Genomic DNA, 22,226 nt, shown 5'->3' with positions numbered 1-22,226 from the left:
TTCAACGCCTACCGAAGCTAGTTCGCCGCCATAAGCGCGAAAGGACGAATACCCCACGGAGCGCGCGCCACAAAGCTTCATAAAGAGCAAGACCCAACACTGTGTAGTGCTTACGGATATACATACGAATCGAATTCTTCAATCGGTCATCGCTTGACCGTGAAAGCAAGTGGTCGTCGGCAACAGTTCCTCCGCTTTCGTGCTCGACCACCGTCTCCTCAACTTGCGCAAGGCGCCACCCTGCGCGCCGCGCACGCTTTGCCCAATCCATCTCTTCGCTATATAGCCAGAATCGCTCGTCAAATGCGCCGACTTCGAGCCACGCATCTCGTCGGATCAAAAGGCATGCTCCACTGAGGTAGCCGACTTCCCTGCGGTAGCTTGGATATCGACTTCGCACGACCGGCAAGTGCACAAATCGTCCTGCGCCCGCCGTCTCGACTGCTGCGGCAAACGGATTCGATAGCGGTCGAGCGTTGTCCCATCTGTGGGCACCAGCAGCCGGAGCGAAGCACGGACCCGCAGCGGCAACCCGCGAATCACACATCGAATCTACGAGTGGAGCTATTGGCGCCCGGAGCTCGGCGTCTGGATTCAACAGCAAGAGGAACTGACTAGGCGCAATTCGCTCGGCCATGCGATTCACTGCGGCAGCAAAGCCAATATTCTCTTCACTGAAATACCACTTGACAGACTGATAGCTCCTCGCAAGATCGCGAATTCCCTCAGTGTCTTGAGAAAGGTTGTCCCAAACATAAATGCGCGAATCATTCGGAAGCCATCGAAATGCGCTCTCAAGACATTTGCGTACAAGGTCGGGGCGTCGGTAGCTGACAATTAACACGCTCGTCTTGCCGTCGGAGTTCATTGCCCGATCACCGACTTGAATGCGGCCGCGTAATTTTGCGCCATCAGATCGATGTCATAGTTTTGATGCTGTAGCTTTCGGCTCTGGGAACCCATAGCTTTCCGCAAGGACGAATCAGAAGCCAACTCCGAAATCGCGGAAGCCATCCGATCGATATCTCCAACCTGAGCCAAATAGCCATTGAGGGCGTCTACGCACAATTCGCGTGAAGCACCAACATCAGTGGCAACCAGCGGGATTCCGTTTGCCATCGCTTCCAAAAGAGTCATCGACATAACCTCGTGCTCGCTCGTTAGACACGCAATATCCGCGACTCTCCACAGATCGCTCACCTGCTCCATCTGGCCGAGGAACCGCACGTGGTCGCCGGACTTACGGGAGAGCTCACGTAGGTGTGCTAATTGCGTTCCCCCGCCGACAACGATGCCCTCAACGTCGAGCCCCATGCCTCTGACTCGGCGAATGACACGAATAAAATCGTCGACCCGTTTCTCCGGTCTAAGGGTGGCGACGAGCATCACAATCACAGACTCCTCGCGCACGCCAAGTCTCTCACGGTGGCGCTTGATATCCTCAGCGTTCGAGGGCAGAACCCTCGCGACACCATTTGGAATCGTCGTGATTCGCTGTGGGTCGTATCCAAACCGAACTAGCCCGTCTAATTGACACGAACTCACAGATATCACTGCCGGCGCCCTTCGCGCGAGCATCCGGAGGAGCCATGGCCGGTAGCCTCGCGGCGGAAGAAGCTCGTACTGGGTGTGCTCCGTGACTACGTACGGAATATGCAGCATGCGGGAAAGACGGTAGGCAGCGAGTTGCGCGCTGAGGCCGCGCGTGACAATGACGTCGACATCAAGATGCAACCCCTTCCACACCCGCGCCAAGTTCCTTGCGTCAAGACGCGATGTCCAACCTGCACAGTGAACCGGCACCCCTTGGGACGCCAGCGACTCAAAGAATGGCCCCCTGCCATCGAGGGTCAGCACTGTGGGACTTACGTCGTAGTCCGTCAGTCTCGGAATCAGATCGGACCATTGTCGCTCCGCGCCACCAACGTTCAGGTTTGGCGCAACGAAGAGCGCCCGGAGCTCACGCAAGGTCCTCACCCACGACCACCGGGACGCGTTGAATAACGAACGGCACTTTTCCATTGGGCAGTTGTTCAAGCTCAGTGCAGATTTGGACGGACACTCGGATCGGCCCAGTTCTCTCGACTACCCTTGCACGCAAATGCTCCTCAATGTCCGCCTGCGGGCCGGCCAGAGTCGGTACTACCCGGACCGTGAGCTGCCCCCGTTCCTCTTGGACAAATTGCGCTGAGAGAATCCCTCTGATTCCCTTGAATACATGGTCGAGCCGACCAATTCGCCGATCATCCGCGCCAAACACGATGTCCTCGACCCGCCCAGTCACGGCAGTGATGGTAAGACCACCCCGACCACACTCACAGGTCTCGTCCGACCATCCCTCGATCTGGTCCGAAACCTCATATTTGATAAGGGGCATAGCATGATTCAGCAGTGACGTAGTCAGAACGGGACCAGGTGTCCGTTCAACCAGGGCGTAGCCCGGGAGTAGGTGATATCGCGCGGCCTCACACTGTGTCGCGGCGATCGTTCGCTCCGCATTGCCGTAGTGATCCCAAATCTTGCAGTCCCACGCGGACTGAACCACCTCTCGGACTTCGGGGGCCAGAGTCTCCGACGAAGTGAATATTCCCGACAGCCGGGGAAACTCGAACCCGCGCCGAAGACACAACATAGTGAGCGTGGCAATCGAGGATGGGTACGCAACGATCCATTTCGTTTCGTGTTGGCGGAGCAGTCGAAGATACTCCGCAACAGTGGCATCGGTTAGGTGATACGACGACAGAAGAATGGTGCGACGACCCGAGACCAGACGATGGGGCACGAGTGAGTCCCCCACGGGCAGGGTTGCGCCACGAAGAATGGCGGTTGGTTCCCCACTGCGGTAACCAGCCCACGCTCTACAGTGGCTTACCCAGGCCTCCTCCATCAGTACGCTCCGAGGGGAGCGCAGCAGGCGCAACGGGGTACCAGTCGTTCCGCTTGTCGACGCTGTTAGACCATACCGCTGCGAAAACTCGGGCTCTCTGCCACGAAGATCGGTCTTTCCTAGAGGAGAAATCTCTGCGTAAAGATTCCAAATATCACGTGATTCGATTGCCCGGGGCAAACGCCCGGTATATCCTTCAAGCCGCATAGCGCTACGAAACACCTTTGCGAGTTGCCGACCGTCGTGCAGTCGACGCTCATCGGAATCCTCGCGCCAAAGCTTGTCTAGCGATCGGCTCAACAGCCGCGCCGAGACATCTCTGGCTGCGAGTCCGGCGTCACCAATTTGCCGCATCAGGACCCCTCCGAAATCGCGCTATACACAAGCGATAGCTTGTCGAAATGGGCCGCCAGCGAGAAACGTTGACGCGCCAGAAGCGACCCCTGGGAACCCATCTCTATGCGCCTAGTCCGATCGGACCGAAGCGCGTTCAGTGCCAGGGCTAGAGCAACCCGGTCACCAGGGGCCACAGTCACGCCGACGTCTGGCGTCACGACGCTAGACACGGCGCCCACATCCGTCGCGACCACCGGTAAACCGGCAGCCATCGCTTCCAGAATCGAGATCGGCAGTGCTTCTGCAGAGCTGAACAGACAGAAGCAGTCGGCCTCACGGTACAAGGCCAGCAATCCTTCTCCCCTCGCGACGCCTACATATTCGGTATCCGCGAAGCGCTCAAGCGCATCTTCGAACTCCGACCGAGCGTCCGGAGAGATAGGGCCTCCCAGTACCAGCCGGATTCCATCATCTAGGCTGTCGGCAACTTCCATCAGCGCGATCTGCCCCTTCCTCTTGCCCACCTCTCCGAGGCATAGAACTCGAAATTTCCCGTCTGGCTGAGTCTTTCTCCGCGCGTTGAAGAAGACCTCTGCGACAGGGTTCTCAAGAATTGACACTTTGTGTTCAATCGTTGGGCATAAAATGAGAAATCCGCTCAACATTTCTTCGGAAAGCACGACACCTCGAGTTATCGTGTGCAAGGCCATCCGAAGTAGGCTTTGATAAACTCGCGATCTCGCTGCGTTCTCCTCGAACAAGCCTCCGTGGAAATGACCCAGCACCTTTCCGCCACATATCCTTGCAATCAAGATGAGCGAGAGCTCTCGAGCAAGGGCATTTGGAGCAGAAGTGACCATGACATGAACGACCTTGACCTGCCGGCTCAGTCGCGCGACCCTAGCCATGACCACTAGATGGTAAAGGATGTCCCGATACCCCCAGCCGGAAGACTGCGCGCGCCGTGGCAGCCAAAAGCTAATGTGCTTGGCCGTGCCATCCCCAAATCGGGACATAAGCATGTCGGTATAGCTACTTACACCTCCGACAGCTTCGAGGCTTGGCCCGATAATTGCGAATTGAACGACATTGTGCGCGTGTCGACTCATTTTTTGTCGCCAACCCTAGGTTCACGATGAAGGACGACACAATCAGTCGCCGCAAGAAATGACGCTTGCCTCATTTAACGCCAGAATCCACGAGTGTCGAAGACTATCTTGCCTTGGAGTGCGGTACGCCGTACGTTTCGGAACTCCGAGTGGTCCACCAAGAGCAAAACTATATCGGCTCGCTCGACTGCGAGCCCTGTCTCCATTACCTCCACATTCGTCCGATCTGCGAGCTCTTGAGGCAGATCCTTGACATTTGGCTCGACGGCCAAGATGCGCGCATCCGGAAGCGCCGACGACAATTGGCTGACAATCTGCACAGCCGGGCTTTCGCGCAGGTCGTCGATATTGGCTTTGAAAGCCAGTCCGAGACAGGCTATTACAGGGTCAACCAATCGCTTCGCCCGTTCTACAACTTGGCCGATCACTTGTTGCGGCTTGGCGTCATTCACCTCGCGCGCGACTCGGATAAGTTTCGCTGTCTCTGGCGCAGCGTCCACAATGAACCACGGATCCACTGCGATGCAATGCCCTCCCACACCAGGGCCTGGACTGAGTATATTGACTCGCGGGTGTCGGTTCGCCATCCGAATGACTTCCCATACGTCCAGTTTCAGCTGATCGCACACCATGGAGATCTCATTGGCAAAGGCAATGTTCACATCGCGAAATGCGTTTTCTGTAAGCTTCGCGAGTTCTGCGCTGTCCGCATCCGTATAGACGATCTCCCCCTGGCAGAATATGCGGTAGATCTCTGCCGCACGCTCCGCACATTCCCTCGTCAGACCGCCAACCACACGATCATTGGTGACAATCTCGATCATGATACGTCCGGGCAATACCCGTTCCGGGCAGTGCGCAACAAAGACATCGGGACGCCCTTGGGCGCTTGTCGGGAAGGCCAAGTCCGGCCGCATATCGGCCATCCAGCCACTTAGCTGCCTCGTCGCTCCAGGCGGGGACGTCGACTCTAGGATCACGACATCGCCAACTTTGAGCACCGGGGCAATAGCCTCAGCCGCCTGCCTCACGTATGTAAGGTCAGCTCGGCGGCTCTCGGTAAACGGAGTAGGAACCGCGACGATGAACACGTCTGCTTCGGGCATCTCCATTTGAGCCATCAGATTCCCACGGGCGACCGCACCACTAACTGCCACTGCTAGATCAGGCTCGAGGAAGGGAACCTCGCCGCGATTCACGGCAGCAATCGTAGATTCATTTACGTCCACGCCGATCACATCGACGCCGCCCGTCGCCAGCGCTGCCGCCGTTGGCAATCCAATGTAGCCGAGGCCGACAACTGCAACTCTCTTGGCGCGCATTATATCTCCGAGTAGGTGAACAGTTCGCTCGGCGTATTGTCGAGCGAGACAGGTGCAAAATCATCAGGCTTTGGCCCGAATCCGAACATGTAGTCGAGAGCAAGAACAGTGCGCGCGGCGGCGCTTCCATCTCCATAGGGATTCACTGCGTTGGCCATGCGCAGGTATGCGGTGCGGTCGTCGAGAAGTTCCGAGAGTTCAGCGGAAATGTGAGCACGTGAAGTACCAACCAGTTTCGCCGTGCCGGCAGCGACCGCTTCGGGGCGTTCAGTGCTTTCGCGCATAACCAACACCGGCTTACCGAGGCTCGGCCCCTCCTCCTGCACACCGCCGCTGTCGGTGAGGATAATGTGAGCTGCCGCCATCAGCCTGGCGAAATCATGATACTGCGCTGGCTCAACAAGGTGAGCGCGTGCGTGATCAGCCAGCGCCGGTGCCACCGCCTCACGAACGACCGGATTTCGATGCATTGGGAAAATGACTTGGACGTCGTCATATGCGTCAAGCACATCTCTGATCGCCCAGCTAGCTTGACACATAGGCGATCCCCAAGATTCGCGTCTGTGGGCGGTCACAAGGATCGTCCTGCGATCTGAGGAAGTGAGACGCTCCAACTCCGGATCGCTCCATACGTGTGCCATGTCTAGTGTCTGATGCAGCGCGTCAATCACAGTATTTCCAGTCACGCAAATTGATTCCGGAGATACCAATTCGCGCAAAAGATTCGAGGCAGACGGGGCTGTCGGCGGTAGGTGTAAGTGCGCCAACCGCGAAGTGAGCATGCGGTTCATCTCTTCGGGAAATGGCGATCGCGCCGTTCCCGTGCGCAGCCCTGCTTCTACGTGGATCACTGGGACGTCCTCGTAGAACGCCGCCAACGCGGCCGCAAAGGTCGTGGTCGTGTCGCCTTGAACCATGAGCGCATCAGGACGAACTTTACGGATCGCGTTTGCCACTCCACTAACCGTGCGAGCGGTGAGTCGGTCTAGCGTCTGTCCTGGTTCCATGAGGTTAAGATCCAGATCTGGCTGTATGCCGAAGATGGAGAGAACCTGATCGAGCATCTCCCGATGCTGAGCAGTCACAAGAACGTAGGGTCGATAGCGATTCGATTCGCGTAGGACGCGCACCAGCGGTGCCATTTTGATCGCTTCAGGTCGGGTCCCGAAGACGAGCATAACTAGGCGTTGGTCGCTCTCGGTCGTTGCCACTGTGTACTCCATGCATAGTTTGGTGCGAAGCGAGTCGTCGCAGATGACGTGGCTCAAACAGCGTTCGTTTGCGCCATTTCGGAATTGATGAGTAAGGGGGACGAAACCGCTTGGAGGGCTCCACCGGCCTACAGCAGCAATGCCCTTGTGCAATGTGTTCGATTGCCAAGGCGCCACTGGACGATAGGTTCGCTGGTCGTGCAGAGGGCACGAGTTCCATCTCGATTTGAGTTGAAACCCCTGCCAGGCAACGCGGGCCGAGCGGTAGCCAGCCAACATCACGTGTGCCCAATGGCCTCCATTTGCAAGTGGGGTTGACGCCGTACTGGCTGGGCTTTAGTACGCTCCATGACCTGCCACCACCGCTCTGACTGTCTTTCCGATGATTAGCGCGTCGCCGATCATCGACCAGTTCTCCACATACGAGAGGTCAAGTCGCACAGACTCTTCCCAGGAGAGGTCCGATCGCCCGCTCACTTGCCACAATCCGGTAATCCCGGGCTTGACCAGTAATCTGCGTCGTACTGTCCCGTCGTAGGCTTCTACCTCTCTGCGTAATGGAGGACGTGGTCCGACAACGCTCATCTCGCGACGCAACACATTAATGAATTGGGGCAGCTCGTCGATGCTGTACTTGCGTATTAGGCGCCCAACCCTCGTGACCCTTGGATCCGCGCGAATCTTGAACAGCACGCCGGCACCCTCGTTGGCCATCAATAGCGAATCAATCTGCTTATCTGCGTCCACCACCATGCTGCGGAACTTGAGCATTGGAAATGGCCTGCCGTCGAGTCCCATTCGCTCGGACTTGTATAGAACTGGGCCCTTGCTAGTCAGCTTGATGGCCAACGCGACGACAAACAGAACCGGGCTGATCAGGGTAAGCGCGAGAATGGCGAACGCGAAGTCGAAGGAGAGCTTCGAGAACTTTTGGGCACCGTGGTACTGCGGCTTCTCCACATGGATCAGTGGAAGGCCGGCAACGGGTCGCATCGATAAGCGGGGGCCCGAGACGTCCATCATTCCGGGAGCGACGACAAGGTCGACGTTGTGGGGCTCGAGCGCCCACGCCAGGTCCCGCATTCCGTCGTGACCGAGATGCTCGGTGGCCGTGACGGCCACTGTGTCTGCCTTGCAGAACTCCAGCGATTGGACAACGTCGCGCTCGCTACCGAGCACGGGAATGTCGCGGCCACTAACGGTGATCACGTCACCGTGCCGGCCCGAATGACCTGGGATGCACACGCCGACAACTTGATAGCCGTCAGCAGTGCCGCGGGCGAAGGATTCGGCAAGATTCCGCACTGAGCGCTCTCCGCCGACCACCAGGACGGAGGTCTGAAATTCCCCCCGCGAACGCTTCCGCGCGACCACCTTGCGCCACACCCAGCGGTTCACCATCAGGGCAATCAAGCCAACCGGGAATGCGATTGCCAGATAGAGACGTGCCAGGTCAAGCCTGAAAAGGAGCGCCAGGATCGCGATGAATCCGAAGAGACGCACCGTCGATACGAAGATCCGGCGGTACTCGTCGGGACCACTCCCGATGACCCGGATGGTGCGGGTCCGGAAGATCACCAAAGTCACCAGCCACGCGGCCACCAGCAGGGCCGAAACGAGCGTGTAGCTCAGGTCGTGGAGGGTTTGGCCGGCAGTCAGAACACCACTGTCGCCGAAGCGAATCCACTGGGCCAATGCGACAGCAGCGATCACTACCAGGGTGTCGGAGATCAACAGACGCCGGATGTACGCCGCCTGCCACTCTCGACGACTCCCGAGTCGTCCCGTCTCCGAAGAGACCGTTGTCGCACCCGGCGCACCCGATGCGGGGCCGAGCGGAACATCGAATGCGGTCACATTCGTTGCCTTCCACCTGAGAACCAATAAGCCGGCAAGCGTTGCTGTCTTCCGACTGTTGGCGGTGAATGACGACCGCCCCCCTGTATTGCTGCCGACATGATGATCGCACCTTCAACCAACTTCGTTACAACCGGAGTGATGAGAGTCACAATCACGAGATCCGAACGGCGAGAACAGGTTCCTGTGCAGGTCACGGCGCTGTACACCGATTGAATGACACTGCGTACACCACACCAGGCACCGTGAATAGGGCCTAAGGTCCTGGCGTATCGAAAAAAGTTCCGGTATTTTGCGCGAACTCTACTCGAGAGTCAGATCAGGTTGACGCGTTCATGCCAGCCTCCACGCCACCCAGCGACCCGAACCGGAGTACACCCATTGCGGCGATCCGCGGCATGCCAAAGGGCGCGATTCCACTGGCACTTCTGTCATTTGCGTGAATGATGCTGCGGGACCACCGCATAGGCGACCGACTGGCCGCACTACGATCGGGCGCCGAACCATCACGATCAACGGGAGTGCTCACGTGGATAGAGACAGCATTTGGAATACCCCCTGGGGAATGCTTTTCTCGTTCGGCTCGGAACTGGTGCATGCGCTGAATTTCGGCAGCGTCAATGCCTAACTGAGTAATGCCCGCCCTCCGACGTGGAGGGCGGGCACGGTCGAGAAACGTTTGACGGGGGTCGGTATTCCTTCCCGGTTGCCGTAATAGGCCTATCCGTCGCTCTGTGACCGAATTCCACATGGACCACGTGCGTCAGTGGCACGATTGACGCCGTGACCAGTCGCCCGCTCGATAACGCACCCCACCGCAGTCGCTGGCGCCGTCTGCGTGTTGCGTGGCGGAGGAAGCTCGACCCGAGTGAGCAGTCGGCGGTGGTGTCGTGGGGCGCGTTCACGCTGACGTTCGCGGGGGTGCGGGCGCTGACTCATTGGATCAGGCGCGGGCACGGACCGGCCGGCGGTGGGTTGAGTCTCCACGGCCGTCATTTCCACCATTACAACCTCGGCATCGCGGCGCTGGCCGGGGTCGGGGCCGTGGCGGTGCGCGGCTCCGAGAAGCAGCGTCGCCATCCGACGGTGCCCATCTCGTACGGCGTCGGCACCGCGCTCATCGTCGACGAGTTGGCGTTGCTGCTGGATCTGGAAGACGTCTACTGGGCGAAGGAAGGGCGGACCAGCGTCGACGCCGCGGTGATCATCATCGGGCTCGGCGGGCTGATGACCGCAGGATTCGAATTCTGGCCCGCGGCCCAGCGCGCGCTCACGGAGCCGACGTAGGCGGCAGCGCACCGGACAGCCGGGCCGTCCCCCACGGCTCGATGTCGTAGACGGGGATGCAGTCCAGGCCGCGGGCGCGCACACGCTGCACGACCGCCGCATCCGCCGGCGCGCAGGTGCCGTCGGCGACAGCCTCGGTGACGATCGCGTACAGCACGTCCCCCTGGAGTTCGCGTACGGGTTTCAGCCCCTGCTCCACCGTCCAGTGCCGCACGGCGGCCCAGTGCGTCACTTCGGTGACGGTGGACGGGTTGCCGATGAACAGCACACTCCGCGTGATGTTCCGTCCGCCCGCGACGGCCGACGACTGCACCTGAATCTCCGCCTCGGTGCACCACTCGGACGCCACCTCGGCCAACGTGGTGCTCGCAATCGTCGACATCTACCTCGTCCTGTTCCTGCGTCCGACTCGCATGAGAATCATCCTGTCGCGAATCGGGTGCCGCGGCTGTCCCCCGATCGGGCCTTGAATCGGATGATTCGGATGTCCCCCGATCGGGCCACAGCGCCTGGGGTGCGGGGTGCCCGCAGAAGGAGGTGACCGCGGACGAGCCGCACGAGTCGGTCGGCGCGGAACTCGCCGGAATCGCCGGCGAGGCCGGAGTGAACTCGTCGACGACCGTCCGTCAACAGCGCGGGCAGCCTCCGGCGGACATTGAAGCCGTTACGCTGAAAACCATGCCGACGGACCGCGGACTCAAGTTCATGAACGCCGCCCACCGCGCTCTCCTGCGCGTGACCGGTGGGCGGGTGGGGCGGAGTTTCGGCAAGATGCCGGCGGTGGAGTTGACCACCGTCGGCCGCAAGACCGGGAAGGTGCACAGCGTCATGTTGACCGTGCCGGTGCGGGAAGGCGACACGCTCGTCGTGGTGGCCTCACGCGGCGGCGATGACCGCCACCCCGCGTGGTTCCTGAACCTGCAGGCCAACCCGGTGGTCCAACTGTCGCTCCAGGGAAACCCCGCGCAGTCCATGCGCGCCCACGTGGCAACGCCCGAGGAGCGGGCCCGTCTGTGGCCGAAGGTGACCGCCGCCTACAAGGGATACGCCGGCTACCAGAAGAAAACGGACCGCGAGATCCCCCTGGTTCTGCTCGACCCCACGACCTGACGCCGGTCACGGCGGCAGAACACGGTTCGGTTGCAGTCCGGCATTGTGAGCCGGTTCCACCCTTAACCTCGACCTCACCCTTATAGATTTGCGGATTCCGGGCGGGCGAGGTTGGGAGCGACGTGGACACTGACGATGCTGCGCTGCGCAAGTCCCGCACCCGACACCGCCCGCGGCGCGGGTGGATCGTGGCGACCCTGACGCTTCTCGTCTTCATGGGTGCGCCTGCCCCGTCGGCGACGGCCGAAGCGATCGTGCAACCGGTGGCCGCCGACCCGAGCGTCGTCCGCGCGTCCGACGGCATGTTCTACATGTACACGACCGCCGACGACTGGGGCGACGGCCAGGGCATGCACAACATGTCGATCTTCAAGTCCGCCGACCTCATGGACTGGATGTACCTCGGCGACGTCTTCCCCGACCGGCCCGCGTGGCATCCGGACGGCAAGCTCGCCTGGGCACCCAACGTGCTCGAGTCCGACGGTCAGTTCAGCCTGTACTACTCGCTCTACGACGAGTCGAACCCCTGCATCGGTCTCGCCACCGCCGATCGACCTACCGGACCGTGGACCGATCTCGGCCGGCCCGTGTTCTGCGCCCAGGACGTCGGCGTCGGCGGCACCATCGACCCGTTCGTGTGGGACGACGGCACGACGAAGACGATGTTCGTCGGCAACTTCCAGGGCGTCCACGCCATCCCGCTCAGCCCGGACGGCACCACGGCGGCCGGCGAACCCGTACGCGTCGCGGACGAGCGCTTCGAAGGCCCGTTCGTCGAATTCCACGACGGCTACTACTACCTGTTCCTCTCGGCCGGCAATTGCTGCAACGGCGCCGACACCGCCTACCGCGTCCTGGTCGGCCGGTCGGAGTCGCTGACGGGGCCGTACCTCGACCGGAAGGGCCAGGACCTGAACGAGGGTGGCGGCGCCCTCATCCTCGCCGGCAGCGAACCGTGGGCAGGGCCGGGCCACAACACGGTGATCTCCGACGACGCGGGCTCGGATTGGATCGTGTACCACGCCATTCCGCGCGACAACCGGGATCTGCCCAGCGGAGCCCGCCGGCGCGAAGGGATGATCGACCGGATCGTGTGGGCGAACGGCTGGCCCGAGGTGGGCGACGGTTCGCCCGCGTCGACCGGGCCGGCGAACCCCGACACGGACCTGCCGGTGCGGGTCACGCTGCGCGCGGATTCCGACACCACACTGCCCGCGGGCGGCGGGACCGTCGACACCACCATGCTCGTCGAGGCACCCGACGATCGTCCCTATGCGGGGCAGGTATGGGTCAGCGCGGTCTCCCCGGACGGCCAGACCAGCGATCCGTTCTTCGGGCCGATCGACGTCGACCTGCAGCCCGGCGAGGTCCTGGAGGAGGCCATCGCCTACACGGTGCCGGGAGATGCGGTCGCGGGGACCTATTACGCCTACGCCTTCGCGGGCGCCTTCCCCGACGAGACCGTCGAGTTCGGCACCGTTCACGCCGTCAAGTCCGGCGACGAGACCAGGATCAGCCCGGTCCGCTCGGTGTCGCTGCACCTCGGCACGGTCGCGCGCTGACGAGGCAGGCCAGTAAGGAACAACCGATTCGGTGTCCGATTCCTACTTCGACAACTGATTCCGCAATGTTTCTCGCCTATCGCTATTGAAATAGTGGCCAGCGTAGGTCAGGATGGGTGCCACGGTGACGTGCCTCACACGTCACCTTTCGGTCATTCCACCAACAAAGGTGCTCCATGCTGCAGACAGTGTTCGAGAAGAATCAACCGAACGCGAAGGTCGTCGACCATGCGCTCCGGCGCACTCGGTTGGCACCGTTCTGGATCGAGGACGTCGCCGACACCCCCACCTACCCGGCCGTCTCGGCCGACTCCGCGTACGACCTGGTGGTCGTCGGCGGCGGATACACCGGACTCTGGAGTGCTCTGCTCGCGAAACAGCGCCACCCCGACCTGTCCGTTGCGCTCGTGGAGGGCGAGACCATCGGATGGGCGGCATCCGGCCGTAACGGCGGGTTCGTCGAAGCCAGCCTGACCCACGGCAGCGAGAACGGACGTAGACGCTGGCCAGGGGAGATCGACGCTCTGGAGGCGCTCGGGCTCGAGAACCTCGACGCCATCGAGAAGACCGTCCACACCCTGGGGTTGGACTGCGATTTCGAACGGAACGGCGCGATCTCGGTCGCGATCGCCGATTACCAGGCGAAGGACGTGTTCGACACGCCGCCGAGCGCTATCACCACGGTGCTGGACGGGCCTGCGATGCGGGCGCAGGTGAACTCGCCCACGTATCTGGCCGGCGTGTGGGACAAGCAGTCCACGGCGCTGGTGCATCCGGCCAAGCTCGCCACCGAACTCGGCCGAGCCTGTGCGGAGCACGGTGTCGAGATTTTCGAGCACACCCAGGTCCTCGATCTCGTCCGCTCCCGATCGTCGTCCCGGGTCGGCGTTCGGACGGCGTCCGCGACCCTGTCGGCCGGCCGAGTGATCCTGGCAACCAATGCTTTTCCGTCCCTGCTGAAGCGGTACCGGCTGCACACGGTGCCGGTGTACGACTACGTGCTCATGAGCGAACCGCTGTCCGACGCACAACTCGCGGAGGTGGGATGGTCCGCGCGGCAGGGCGTCGCCGACATGTCCAACCAGTTCCACTACTACCGGCTCACCCGCGACAACCGAATCCTCTGGGGCGGATACGACGCGATCTACCATTTCGGGCGGGAAATGCACCACGACCTCGAAGACCGCCCCGAGTCCCACACGAGGCTCGCAAGCCACTTCTTCACGACGTTCCCGCAGCTCGAGGGTCTCGAGTTCACCCACAGGTGGGGTGGCGTCATCGATACGTCGACACGCTTCTGCTCGTTCTTCGGTTCCGCGGCGAAGGGGCGGATCGCGTACGCGGCCGGCTTCACCGGTCTCGGTGTCGGCGCTTCCCGCTTCGCGGCGAACGTCATGCTCGACAAGGTGTCCGGTGAGACGACGGCATTGACGGAGTTGGACTTGGTGAAGTCCATGCCCCTCCCCTTCCCGCCCGAACCGTTGGCGGCGGCCGGCATCAACGCCACCCGGTGGTCCCTCGATCGCGCCGATCACCAGGAAGGCCGGCGGAACCTCTTCCTCAAGGCTCTCGACGCGGTGGGATTGGGGTTCGACTCGTGATCGACCCCGTGACCGGGGTCGTCGCCTGGGAATCCGGACCGCACATCGAGGCTCGAACCGCCGATCTCGACTACCACCGCCTCCCGGACGAGCAGGTGATCGGCGACAGCGTGCCGATGGTCGGCGAACGAGTGCTCGGCGACTTCGCCGGTGTCACCGTCGGCGTGTGGGAGATCGAGCCCAGCGTCTCGTCCGACGTCGAGATCGACGAGGTGTTCGTGGTACTCAGCGGCGACGCGACAGTGCAGTTCGACGACGACACCCCCGATCTCGAACTCGGTCCCGGAAGTGTCGTCCACGTGCGGTCCGGGCAGAAGACCCGGTGGATCGTGCGTGACACGCTGCGGAAGATCTTCATCGCCGCGCCGGCAACGTAACCGCGAAAACCACTACACCCCTTCATCACACCCGCACGGGCACCTCTGCCCGCAGCCGCACACCTCGAGGGAGACTTGATGAGCATTGCCGAACCGCCACCCTTGAAGACCCAGCCTTCGAAGACCCACGACCCGCTCGGCACCGCGAAGGGCCTCAACAGCGGCGCACTGGGATTGATCGGCAACACGGTGATCGGGCTGTCCTCGGTCGCGCCCGCCTACAGCCTCGCCGCGACACTGGGGTACGTCGTTCTGGCCGTCGGCGACAAGGCACCGTCGATGTTCCTCGTCGCGTTCATCCCGATGTTGCTCACGGCGTTCGCCTACCGCGAGCTCAATCGGGACACCCCGGACTGCGGCACCTCGTTCACCTGGGGCACCAAGGCGTTCGGCCCGTGGATCGGCTGGATGGCGGGGTGGGGACTCGCCGTGTCCGCGATCATCGTCCTCGCCAACACCGCGGAGATCGCGGCGATCTACCTGTTCGAGGTTCTCGGGTTGCACGCGGCAGCCGAGTCGCTCGCCGCGAAGGTGCTGCTGGGCTGCTTCTTCATCGCGGCCATGACCTACGTCAGCTTTCGCGGCATCCTCATCAGCGAACGCCTGCAGAACGTCCTGATCGCGGTGCAGTTCACCGTCCTCGTCGGGGTCAGCGTCCTCGCACTGTCGAAGGTGTTCGGCGGCACCGCCGGCCCGCAGGCAGTCACCCCGCGACTGGACTGGATCATTCCGACCGGTGTCTCGATGTCCAGCGCCGCACAGGCCATCATCCTGTGCATCTTCATCTACTGGGGGTGGGACGCCTGCCTGGCGGTCGGTGAGGAAACGAAGGATTCCGAGCGGACTCCCGGCCGCGCCGCGGTCTTGACCACGGTCATTCTCGTCGCCACGTATGTCCTGGTCGGATACGCGGTCCAGTCGTTCGCCGGGTTCGGGGACACCGGGATCGGACTGAACAATCCCGAGAACGTCGACGACGTGCTGACCACGCTGGGCGGGCCGGTCGCCGGGCCGGTGGCAGCCTCGTTGCTGCTGCTGACGGTATCGATCTCCGCGCTCTCCTCGACCCAGACCACCATCCTGCCGACGGCCCGCGGAACGTTGTCGATGGCGGTCTACGAGGCACTGCCGCGCCGGTTCTCCACCGTGCACCCCCGATACATGACCCCCGGCTTCGGAACCCTGGTCATGGGAGCCGCGGCACTGCTGTTCTACCTGGTCCTGTCGTTCGCCAGCGCCAACGCCCTGCAGGATTCGGTGGCGTCGCTCGGACTCGCGGTCGCCTTCTACTACGGCATCACCGCCTACGCGTGCGTCTGGTACTTCCGTCGGACACTCCTCGACTCGGCACGTAATCTGTTCATGCGCGGCATCTTCCCGCTTCTCGGTGCCCTCTGCATGACGTGGGCCTTCGTCCAGAGCGCCGTCGACATGCTGCGTCCCGACTACGGATTCACCGCGTTCGGCCCGTTCGGGGGCGTGTTCGTTCTCGGCGTCGGAATGCTGGTGGTCGGAATCCCCCTGATGTTGCTGTGTTTCGCGACCGGCTCCCGGAACTTCTTCCGCGGACGCACCCTCACCGCCGACACCGAAGTGAAGGTGCCCGAATCGTGAGTATCCACGTCACCAGGAAGAGGCGATAGTTCCGAAATGTCCGAGCCGATTGTCTTCGACACGACGAGCAAGGGAGGATTCGACCATGTCTGAGCAGCCTGCCTCTCTCGATCCCGTGTCCAAGCAGATCATCGAGCAACTTCAGGAGGATGGACGACGGTCGTACTCGGCCATCGGCAAGGTCGTCGGATTGTCGGAAGCGGCTGTACGCCAACGCGTGCAGAAGCTGATCGACACCGGCGTCACGCAGATCGTCGCGGTCACCGACCCCGTTCAAGTGGGATTCTCACGTCAGGCCATGGTCGGGATCCGCTGCTCGGGGGACGTCACCGACATCGCCGCCCGGCTCGCGGACGTCGACGCCATCGACTACGTCGTGTTGACGGCAGGCGCCTACGACATCCTGGCCGAGATCGTGTGCGAGAACGACGACCACCTCCTGACCGTGCTCAACAAAGAAATTCGCACTATTCCCGGTGTGCTCGGCACCGAGACGATGGTGTACCTGAAACTTGTCAAACAGCAATATGATTGGGGAACCCGATGACTACGGTTACCAACTCTTCGCCCACCACGGCGCACCTCGAGGCGGCCGCCCGCCGCCATCTGTGGGGGCATTTCTCCCGGCACGGGCAGAACATCACCCCGCCGATCATCACCCGCGGTGAGGGTGCCCGGATCTGGGACACCGCCGGCAAGAGCTACCTCGACGGGCTGTCCGGGTTGTTCGTCGTCCAGGCCGGGCACGGCCGCACCGAGCTCGCCGAGGCCGCCGCCAAACAGGCCGAACAGCTCGCATTCTTCCCGCTCTGGTCCTACGCCACCGAACCGGCGATCGAACTCGCCGAACGCCTCGCCGGCTACGCCCCCGGCGATCTGAACCGGGTCTTCTTCACCACCGGCGGCGGCGAGGCCGTCGAAAGCGCCTGGAAACTGGCCAAACAGTACTTCAAGAAGGTCGGCAAACCCGGCAAACACAAGGTCATCTCCCGCTCCATCGCCTACCACGGCACCCCGCAGGGCGCCCTCGCCATCACTGGCATCCCCGCCCTGAAGGCCCCGTTCGAACCGCTCACCCCCGGCGCGTTCCGGGTCCCCAACACCAACATCTACCGCGCCCCCGAACCCCTCGGCTCGGACCCGAAGGCATTCGGGATCTGGGCCGCCGACCGGATCGCCGAGGCCATCGAATTCGAGGGCCCGGACACCGTCGCCGCCGTCTTCCTCGAACCGGTGCAAAACGCCGGCGGCTGCTTCCCGCCGCCGCCCGGCTACTTCGAGCGGGTCCGGCAGATCTGCGACGAGTACGACGTGCTGCTGGTCTCGGACGAGGTGATCTGCGCCTTCGGCCGGATCGGGTCGATGTTCGCGTGCGACGACTTCGGATACGTGCCCGACATCATCACCTGCGCCAAGGGCCTGACCTCGGGGTACTCGCCGATCGGGGCGATGATCGCCTCGGACCGGCTGTTCGAACCGTTCGCCGACGGGACGTCGATGTTCGCGCACGGCTACACCTTCGGCGGGCACCCCGTCTCGGCGGCGGTGGCATTGGCGAACCTCGACATCTTCGAACGCGAGGGCCTCAACACCCACGTCGCCGAGCAGGCACCGGCGTTCAGGGCCACCCTCGACAAACTCACCGACCTACCCATGGTCGGGGACGTGCGCGGGGAAGGGTTCTTCTACGGCATCGAGCTGGTCAAGGACAAGACCAGCAAGGAGTCGTTCACCGACGACGAGGCCGAACGGATCCTGCACGGGTTCCTCTCCACCGCCCTGTTCGACGCCGGCCTGTACTGCCGGGCCGACGACCGCGGCGACCCGGTCATTCAACTCGCCCCACCCCTGATCTGCGGACAGGCCGAATTCGACGAAATCGAAAACATCCTCCGCAGCGTCCTCACCGAAGCCTGGACCCTGCTGTGAACCACCAGGACCTTCCCGGGATGTACGTCGGCGGCCGCTACCGAGAGGGCCGGGCGGCCGAGCGGTACGAGGTGCTCGATCCGGCCACGGGCGAGGTGGTCTCCTCCCGCACCGAGGCGTCGGTGGACGACGTCGACGACGCGGTCGCCGCCGCGAAGACCGCCTACGCGGACTGGTCGACGACGAGCCCGGGCGAGCGTTCCGCCGTCCTGACTCGATGGGCCGCCGAGCTCACGGAGATGTCCGATGAGATCGCACGCACCGAAACCCGGCAGACGGGCAAGCCCATCAAACTGTCGACCGAGTTCGACGTTCCCGGGTCGATCGACAACGTGTCGTTCTTCGCCGGCGCGGCCCGCAACCTGGAGGGCAAGGCGTCCGGCGAGTACTCCCCCGACCACACGTCCACCCTCCGCCGTGAACCCGTCGGGGTGATCGGCTCGATCGCGCCGTGGAACTATCCGCTGCAGATGGCGGCGTGGAAGGTCCTGCCCGCGGTCGCCGCAGGCAACACCATCGTGCTCAAACCGGCGGAGATCACTCCCCTCACGTCGATGCTGTTCGCGGAGGCCGCGTCCCGAGCCGGAATGCCGGACGGCGTCGTCAACGTGATCACCGGCCGCGGCGTGACGACCGGCTCGTCGCTGGTGTCGCACCGGGACGTGAGCATGGTGAGTTTCACCGGCTCGACACCCGTGGGACGGCAGATCGCGGGCGCCGCGGCGGGCAAACGACTCCATCTGGAACTGGGTGGGAAGGCCCCCTTCCTGGTATTCGACGACGCCGATCTCGAGGCCGCGATCAACGGAGCCGTCGCCGGTGCCCTCATCAACTCGGGCCAGGACTGCACCGCGGCCACCCGCGCCTACGTGCAGCGGCCGCTGTACGACGACTTCGTCGCCGGGGTGGCCTCGCTGATGGACACCGTCCGGCTCGGTGACCCGTCCGATCCCGGCACCGACATGGGTCCATTGGTGTCGCGGCGACAGCAGCAGCACGTCGCCGGGTTCATCGATCGCGCCCGCGACACCGGGGCGAAGATCGTCCGCGGCGGATCCGTCCCCGGGGGCGATCTCGCCTCCGGCTTCTACTACGAGCCGACGCTCGTCGTGGGTGCCGACCAGTCCAGTGAGATCGTGCAGCGGGAGATCTTCGGCCCGGTTCTCGTCGTCCTGCCGTTCGAAAACGATCCGGACGGAATCGCACTCGCCAACGACACCGACTTCGGGCTGGCGGCGTCCGCGTGGACGCGGGACCTGTACCGGGCCCAGACCGCCTCCCGCGACATCGCCGCGGGCTGTGTGTGGATCAACGACCACATCCCGATCATCAGCGAGATGCCCCACGGCGGGTACAAGGCGTCCGGTTACGGCAAGGACATGTCGACGTACTCGCTCGACGAGTACACCAACGTCAAGCACGTCATGTCCGACATCACCGGAACCGCCAGGAAGGACTGGCACCGGACGGTGTTCGGCGACCGACGATGAGCCCGGTCGCCGGGACGGAAGCACGGGTGCCGTCCCGGCGACAGCGGCGGTTCTGCCAAGTCGCGCCCCGCGCGCGACTACGCTGACGAACAGGCGCGTTCGCTTCAGCTGAAAGGCAGAGACGATGCATGTGACCCCGTTCGCCTGGATTGTGACGATCATCGTGATCGTCGCGCTGCTCGCGTTCGACTACTTCTTCCACGTCCGCCACGCGCACATCCCGACGCTGAAGGAAGCGGCCATCTGGTCGTCGATCTACGTCGGCCTCGCGCTGCTCTTCGGCGTCGCGGTCCTGATCTTCGGCGGCGTCGACATGGGTTCGGAGTACTTCGCCGGCTACGTCACGGAGAAGGCGCTGTCCGTCGACAACCTCTTCGTCTTCCTCATCATCATGTCCAGCTTCCGGGTGCCGCGCGAAGACCAGCAGAAGGTCCTGCTGTTCGGCATCGTGTTCTCGATCTTCGCCCGGACCGCGTTCATCTTCCTCGGCGCCGCGCTGATCAACTCGTTCGCGTGGGTGTTCTACTTCTTCGGCCTGATCCTGCTGATCACCGCCGGCAACATGCTGCGACCCGAGACCGAGGATTCGCACTCGGCTGACAACTTCATCATCCGGATCGCGAAGAAGTTCATGCACACCACCGAGCACTACGACGGCGACAAACTCTTCACCGTCGAGAACGGCAAGCGGGCGATGACGCCCATGCTGCTGGTGATGGTTGCCATCGGCGGCACCGACATCCTGTTCGCGCTCGACTCCATTCCCGCTATCTTCGGCCTCACCCAGAATGTCTTCGTCGTCTTCACGGCCACCGTGTTCTCGCTGATGGGTCTGCGGCAGCTGTACTTCCTGCTCGACGGTCTCCTCGACCGCCTCATCTACCTGTCGTACGGACTGTCCGCGATCCTCGCGTTCATCGGGGTCAAGCTGATCCTGCACGCGCTGCACGAGAACAACCTGCCGTTCGTCAACGACGGCGAACCGGTGAACGTCTTCGAGATCAGCACGTTCGCGTCGCTGGCCGTCATCATCGGCATCCTCGTCATCACCGTGATCGCGTCGCTCACCAGCAAGAAGGGCAGGGCGCAGTCCGCGATCGCCGGTGCCCGGCGGCACGCGATCAACTACCTCGACCTCGACTACACCGCCGACCTGGCAGAGCGCGAACGCATGTATGACAAGTTGCTCAATGAGGAGGAACAGCTCAAGAAGCTCGACCCGAAGTTCAAGAAGATGGTCCGCGAAGAAACCGCACTCATGGACCTCATCAAACGCTCCCACCAGGAGCACGACGCGTTCCTCAAACAAAGTTAGGTGAACTCACAGAAGCGCCCACCGAGTCGGCGGGCGCTTTTGTGACTCGTGCCCCATCCCCATGAAGGCACGCGCCGCGACTACCTCCTCCTCATCCGCATTCCGCCGTCCGCCATGCCCATGGCAGTGATACCGAGGCCCAGCAGACAGACGACGATGCCGCAGATCACGTTCGACCAGATCATTCCCGCCGTGGTGGTTACTCCGACGACCAGCCACGGGCTGACGATCATCCACAGACCCAGCAGCGGCGCGACGAACGCCATGCCGTGCGTGCGTGAGTAGGCCGACGTGAAACCGACGGCGAGCAGTGCCACCGCAACACCCGACAACAGGTTGCACATCGCCAGGCCCGACTGGCTCGCGAACCCGACAATCCACGGCGATGCCGCCATGTAGAGGCCCGCCATGAACATCAGGCCCTCGGTGACCTGCGTCATCGGCTGTTCCGAGACTCGGTCGTAGCGAGCCCGCAACTCGGCGATATCAGGGTGTCTCTCGATCGACATACCTGGTGTCGTCATCACCCACCTCCTTGAAAAAGAGAACCAATCCCTACCGAAGGGGGTGCCCCGAACTTGGCAGGGCAAACCAGCGATAACCAGGTAATTTTTGCGAGTTTGTGCTACCGACCAGTCCCCACGGACCGCGGCGCCCTTGGGCAAGCGTCCAGGGGCGGGCATACTCGAATTGTGTGGTGGATTGCCTGGGTCGCGTTGGTGTGGATAGCGCTGTCGGTGCCGCTCGCGATCCTCATCGGGAAAGCGATACGGCAGAAAGACCTGCACGAACTGCCCGCCAAAGAGGACGCAACGAGTAAGAACGACCCTCCCGACCGAACGGTCGCATGACCGCGCCCCACCGGGTGCGTTCCCGCTGCAGCTTGGAAGAATGACGGGATGGCGCTGCCCTTCTATCCACTCGTGTTCATGAACCTGTTGTTTGCGGCGACCACACTGTGCCTTGCACGACCCTCCCGCGCGGCCGCCGCAGCCACCGTCGCTGCCGCCGTGCTGTGGATATTCGGCAACGGCCCGCTCGAGGGTCAAGTGCTGTGGGAGTTCGACGCCACGCACGGCCTCACGGTGTCCGATCTGCTGTCCGTTGCGGCCGTCGCCATCGCCGTCTGGACGTTCTCGACCACCGGGGACCGACCACCGTCGGCTCGACGGACCGGGCGACGCCGCCGAACGCCGTTCCGGACCCGGTACTGACCGGC

The 22,226-nt window shown here is 62.7% G+C and carries 20 protein-coding genes; 11 read left to right on the top strand and 9 right to left on the bottom strand.

Translation table 11 applies throughout. The features are described 5' to 3' along the window. Position 1: 1 nt before the first annotated feature. The 7 genes from ACLIVD_RS08865 to ACLIVD_RS08835 all read right to left on the bottom strand — a co-directional run bounded on the left by ACLIVD_RS08865 (position 2) and on the right by ACLIVD_RS08835 (position 8,722). A complete protein-coding gene (locus tag ACLIVD_RS08865) occupies positions 2-868 on the bottom strand; it encodes a glycosyltransferase family 2 protein (RefSeq protein ID WP_491932301.1) in 867 nt (288 codons plus the stop codon). Next, complete coding sequence (locus ACLIVD_RS08860; protein ID WP_491932300.1) at positions 865-2,022, bottom strand: glycosyltransferase; 1,158 nt, start codon at positions 2,020-2,022, stop codon at positions 865-867. Before ACLIVD_RS08860 ends, ACLIVD_RS08865 begins: the two co-directional genes overlap by 4 nt. Next, positions 1,961-2,377: a hypothetical protein gene (locus tag ACLIVD_RS08855; protein WP_491932299.1), complete on the bottom strand. Its 417-nt coding sequence runs from the start codon at positions 2,375-2,377 to the stop codon at positions 1,961-1,963. Before ACLIVD_RS08855 ends, ACLIVD_RS08860 begins: the two co-directional genes overlap by 62 nt. Positions 2,378-3,240: 863 nt before the next feature. Further along, a complete protein-coding gene (locus ACLIVD_RS08850; protein ID WP_491932298.1) occupies positions 3,241-4,083 on the bottom strand; it encodes a glycosyltransferase family 4 protein in 843 nt (280 codons plus the stop codon). Between the two features lie 323 nt (positions 4,084-4,406). After that, on the bottom strand, positions 4,407-5,654 hold the full coding sequence (gene wecC / locus ACLIVD_RS08845; protein ID WP_491932297.1) for a UDP-N-acetyl-D-mannosamine dehydrogenase: 1,248 nt from the start codon (positions 5,652-5,654) through the stop codon (positions 4,407-4,409). After that, on the bottom strand, positions 5,654-6,865 hold the full coding sequence (gene wecB, locus ACLIVD_RS08840) for a non-hydrolyzing UDP-N-acetylglucosamine 2-epimerase (RefSeq protein ID WP_491932296.1): 1,212 nt from the start codon (positions 6,863-6,865) through the stop codon (positions 5,654-5,656). Before wecB ends, wecC begins: the two co-directional genes overlap by 1 nt. Positions 6,866-7,201: 336 nt before the next feature. Then, positions 7,202-8,722, bottom strand: a complete 1,521-nt coding sequence (locus ACLIVD_RS08835; RefSeq protein ID WP_491932295.1) for a sugar transferase — start codon at positions 8,720-8,722, stop codon at positions 7,202-7,204. A gap of 783 nt (positions 8,723-9,505) precedes the next feature. Here ACLIVD_RS08835 and ACLIVD_RS08830 point away from each other — a divergent pair. Then, entirely contained in the window at positions 9,506-10,009 is a 504-nt protein-coding gene (locus ACLIVD_RS08830; RefSeq protein WP_491932294.1) for a hypothetical protein, read from the top strand. Here the strand turns inward: ACLIVD_RS08830 and ACLIVD_RS08825 are convergent. Next, a complete protein-coding gene (locus ACLIVD_RS08825) occupies positions 9,993-10,391 on the bottom strand; it encodes a hypothetical protein (RefSeq protein WP_491932293.1) in 399 nt (132 codons plus the stop codon). The two genes, ACLIVD_RS08830 and ACLIVD_RS08825, sit on opposite strands and share 17 nt — an antisense overlap. A gap of 296 nt (positions 10,392-10,687) precedes the next feature. Here ACLIVD_RS08825 and ACLIVD_RS08820 point away from each other — a divergent pair, with 296 nt between their 5' ends. From ACLIVD_RS08820 to ACLIVD_RS08780, 9 genes are all read left to right on the top strand, one after another. After that, positions 10,688-11,119: a nitroreductase/quinone reductase family protein gene (locus ACLIVD_RS08820; protein ID WP_491932865.1), complete on the top strand. Its 432-nt coding sequence runs from the start codon at positions 10,688-10,690 to the stop codon at positions 11,117-11,119. Between the two features lie 122 nt (positions 11,120-11,241). After that, positions 11,242-12,681 (top strand): family 43 glycosylhydrolase, encoded by a 1,440-nt coding sequence (locus ACLIVD_RS08815; protein ID WP_491932292.1) that lies wholly within the window; start codon positions 11,242-11,244, stop codon positions 12,679-12,681. Between the two features lie 176 nt (positions 12,682-12,857). Beyond that, entirely contained in the window at positions 12,858-14,282 is a 1,425-nt protein-coding gene (locus ACLIVD_RS08810) for an NAD(P)/FAD-dependent oxidoreductase (RefSeq protein WP_491932291.1), read from the top strand. Continuing rightward, positions 14,279-14,659: a cupin domain-containing protein gene (locus ACLIVD_RS08805; protein ID WP_491932290.1), complete on the top strand. Its 381-nt coding sequence runs from the start codon at positions 14,279-14,281 to the stop codon at positions 14,657-14,659. The genes ACLIVD_RS08810 and ACLIVD_RS08805 overlap by 4 nt, the downstream gene beginning before the upstream one ends. 78 nt (positions 14,660-14,737) lie before the next feature. After that, entirely contained in the window at positions 14,738-16,273 is a 1,536-nt protein-coding gene (locus ACLIVD_RS08800; protein ID WP_491932289.1) for an APC family permease, read from the top strand. A gap of 85 nt (positions 16,274-16,358) precedes the next feature. Beyond that, positions 16,359-16,820 carry an Lrp/AsnC family transcriptional regulator gene (locus tag ACLIVD_RS08795; RefSeq protein WP_005264039.1) on the top strand — a complete coding sequence of 154 codons (462 nt, stop codon included), beginning with the start codon at positions 16,359-16,361 and terminating at the stop codon, positions 16,818-16,820. Further along, positions 16,817-18,202 (top strand): aspartate aminotransferase family protein, encoded by a 1,386-nt coding sequence (locus ACLIVD_RS08790; protein ID WP_491932288.1) that lies wholly within the window; start codon positions 16,817-16,819, stop codon positions 18,200-18,202. Before ACLIVD_RS08795 ends, ACLIVD_RS08790 begins: the two co-directional genes overlap by 4 nt. After that, positions 18,199-19,692, top strand: a complete 1,494-nt coding sequence (locus ACLIVD_RS08785; protein ID WP_491932287.1) for a gamma-aminobutyraldehyde dehydrogenase — start codon at positions 18,199-18,201, stop codon at positions 19,690-19,692. The genes ACLIVD_RS08790 and ACLIVD_RS08785 overlap by 4 nt, the downstream gene beginning before the upstream one ends. Positions 19,693-19,816: 124 nt before the next feature. Beyond that, positions 19,817-21,007: a TerC family protein gene (locus ACLIVD_RS08780; RefSeq protein ID WP_280780791.1), complete on the top strand. Its 1,191-nt coding sequence runs from the start codon at positions 19,817-19,819 to the stop codon at positions 21,005-21,007. A gap of 80 nt (positions 21,008-21,087) precedes the next feature. On the opposite strand, the gene ACLIVD_RS08775 is transcribed toward ACLIVD_RS08780, so the two are convergent. Beyond that, positions 21,088-21,531 (bottom strand): SPW repeat protein, encoded by a 444-nt coding sequence (locus ACLIVD_RS08775; protein WP_011597573.1) that lies wholly within the window; start codon positions 21,529-21,531, stop codon positions 21,088-21,090. A gap of 375 nt (positions 21,532-21,906) precedes the next feature. On the opposite strand from ACLIVD_RS08775, the gene ACLIVD_RS08770 reads away from it, so the two are divergent. Then, positions 21,907-22,221 carry a hypothetical protein gene (locus tag ACLIVD_RS08770; RefSeq protein ID WP_283333434.1) on the top strand — a complete coding sequence of 105 codons (315 nt, stop codon included), beginning with the start codon at positions 21,907-21,909 and terminating at the stop codon, positions 22,219-22,221. The last annotated feature ends 5 nt before the right edge of the window (positions 22,222-22,226 follow it).

Source organism: Rhodococcus sp. G6(2025) (assembly GCF_058628105.1).
The sequence above is the reverse complement of the archived record's forward strand: the minus strand, read 5'-3'. Positions and strand labels throughout refer to the sequence as shown.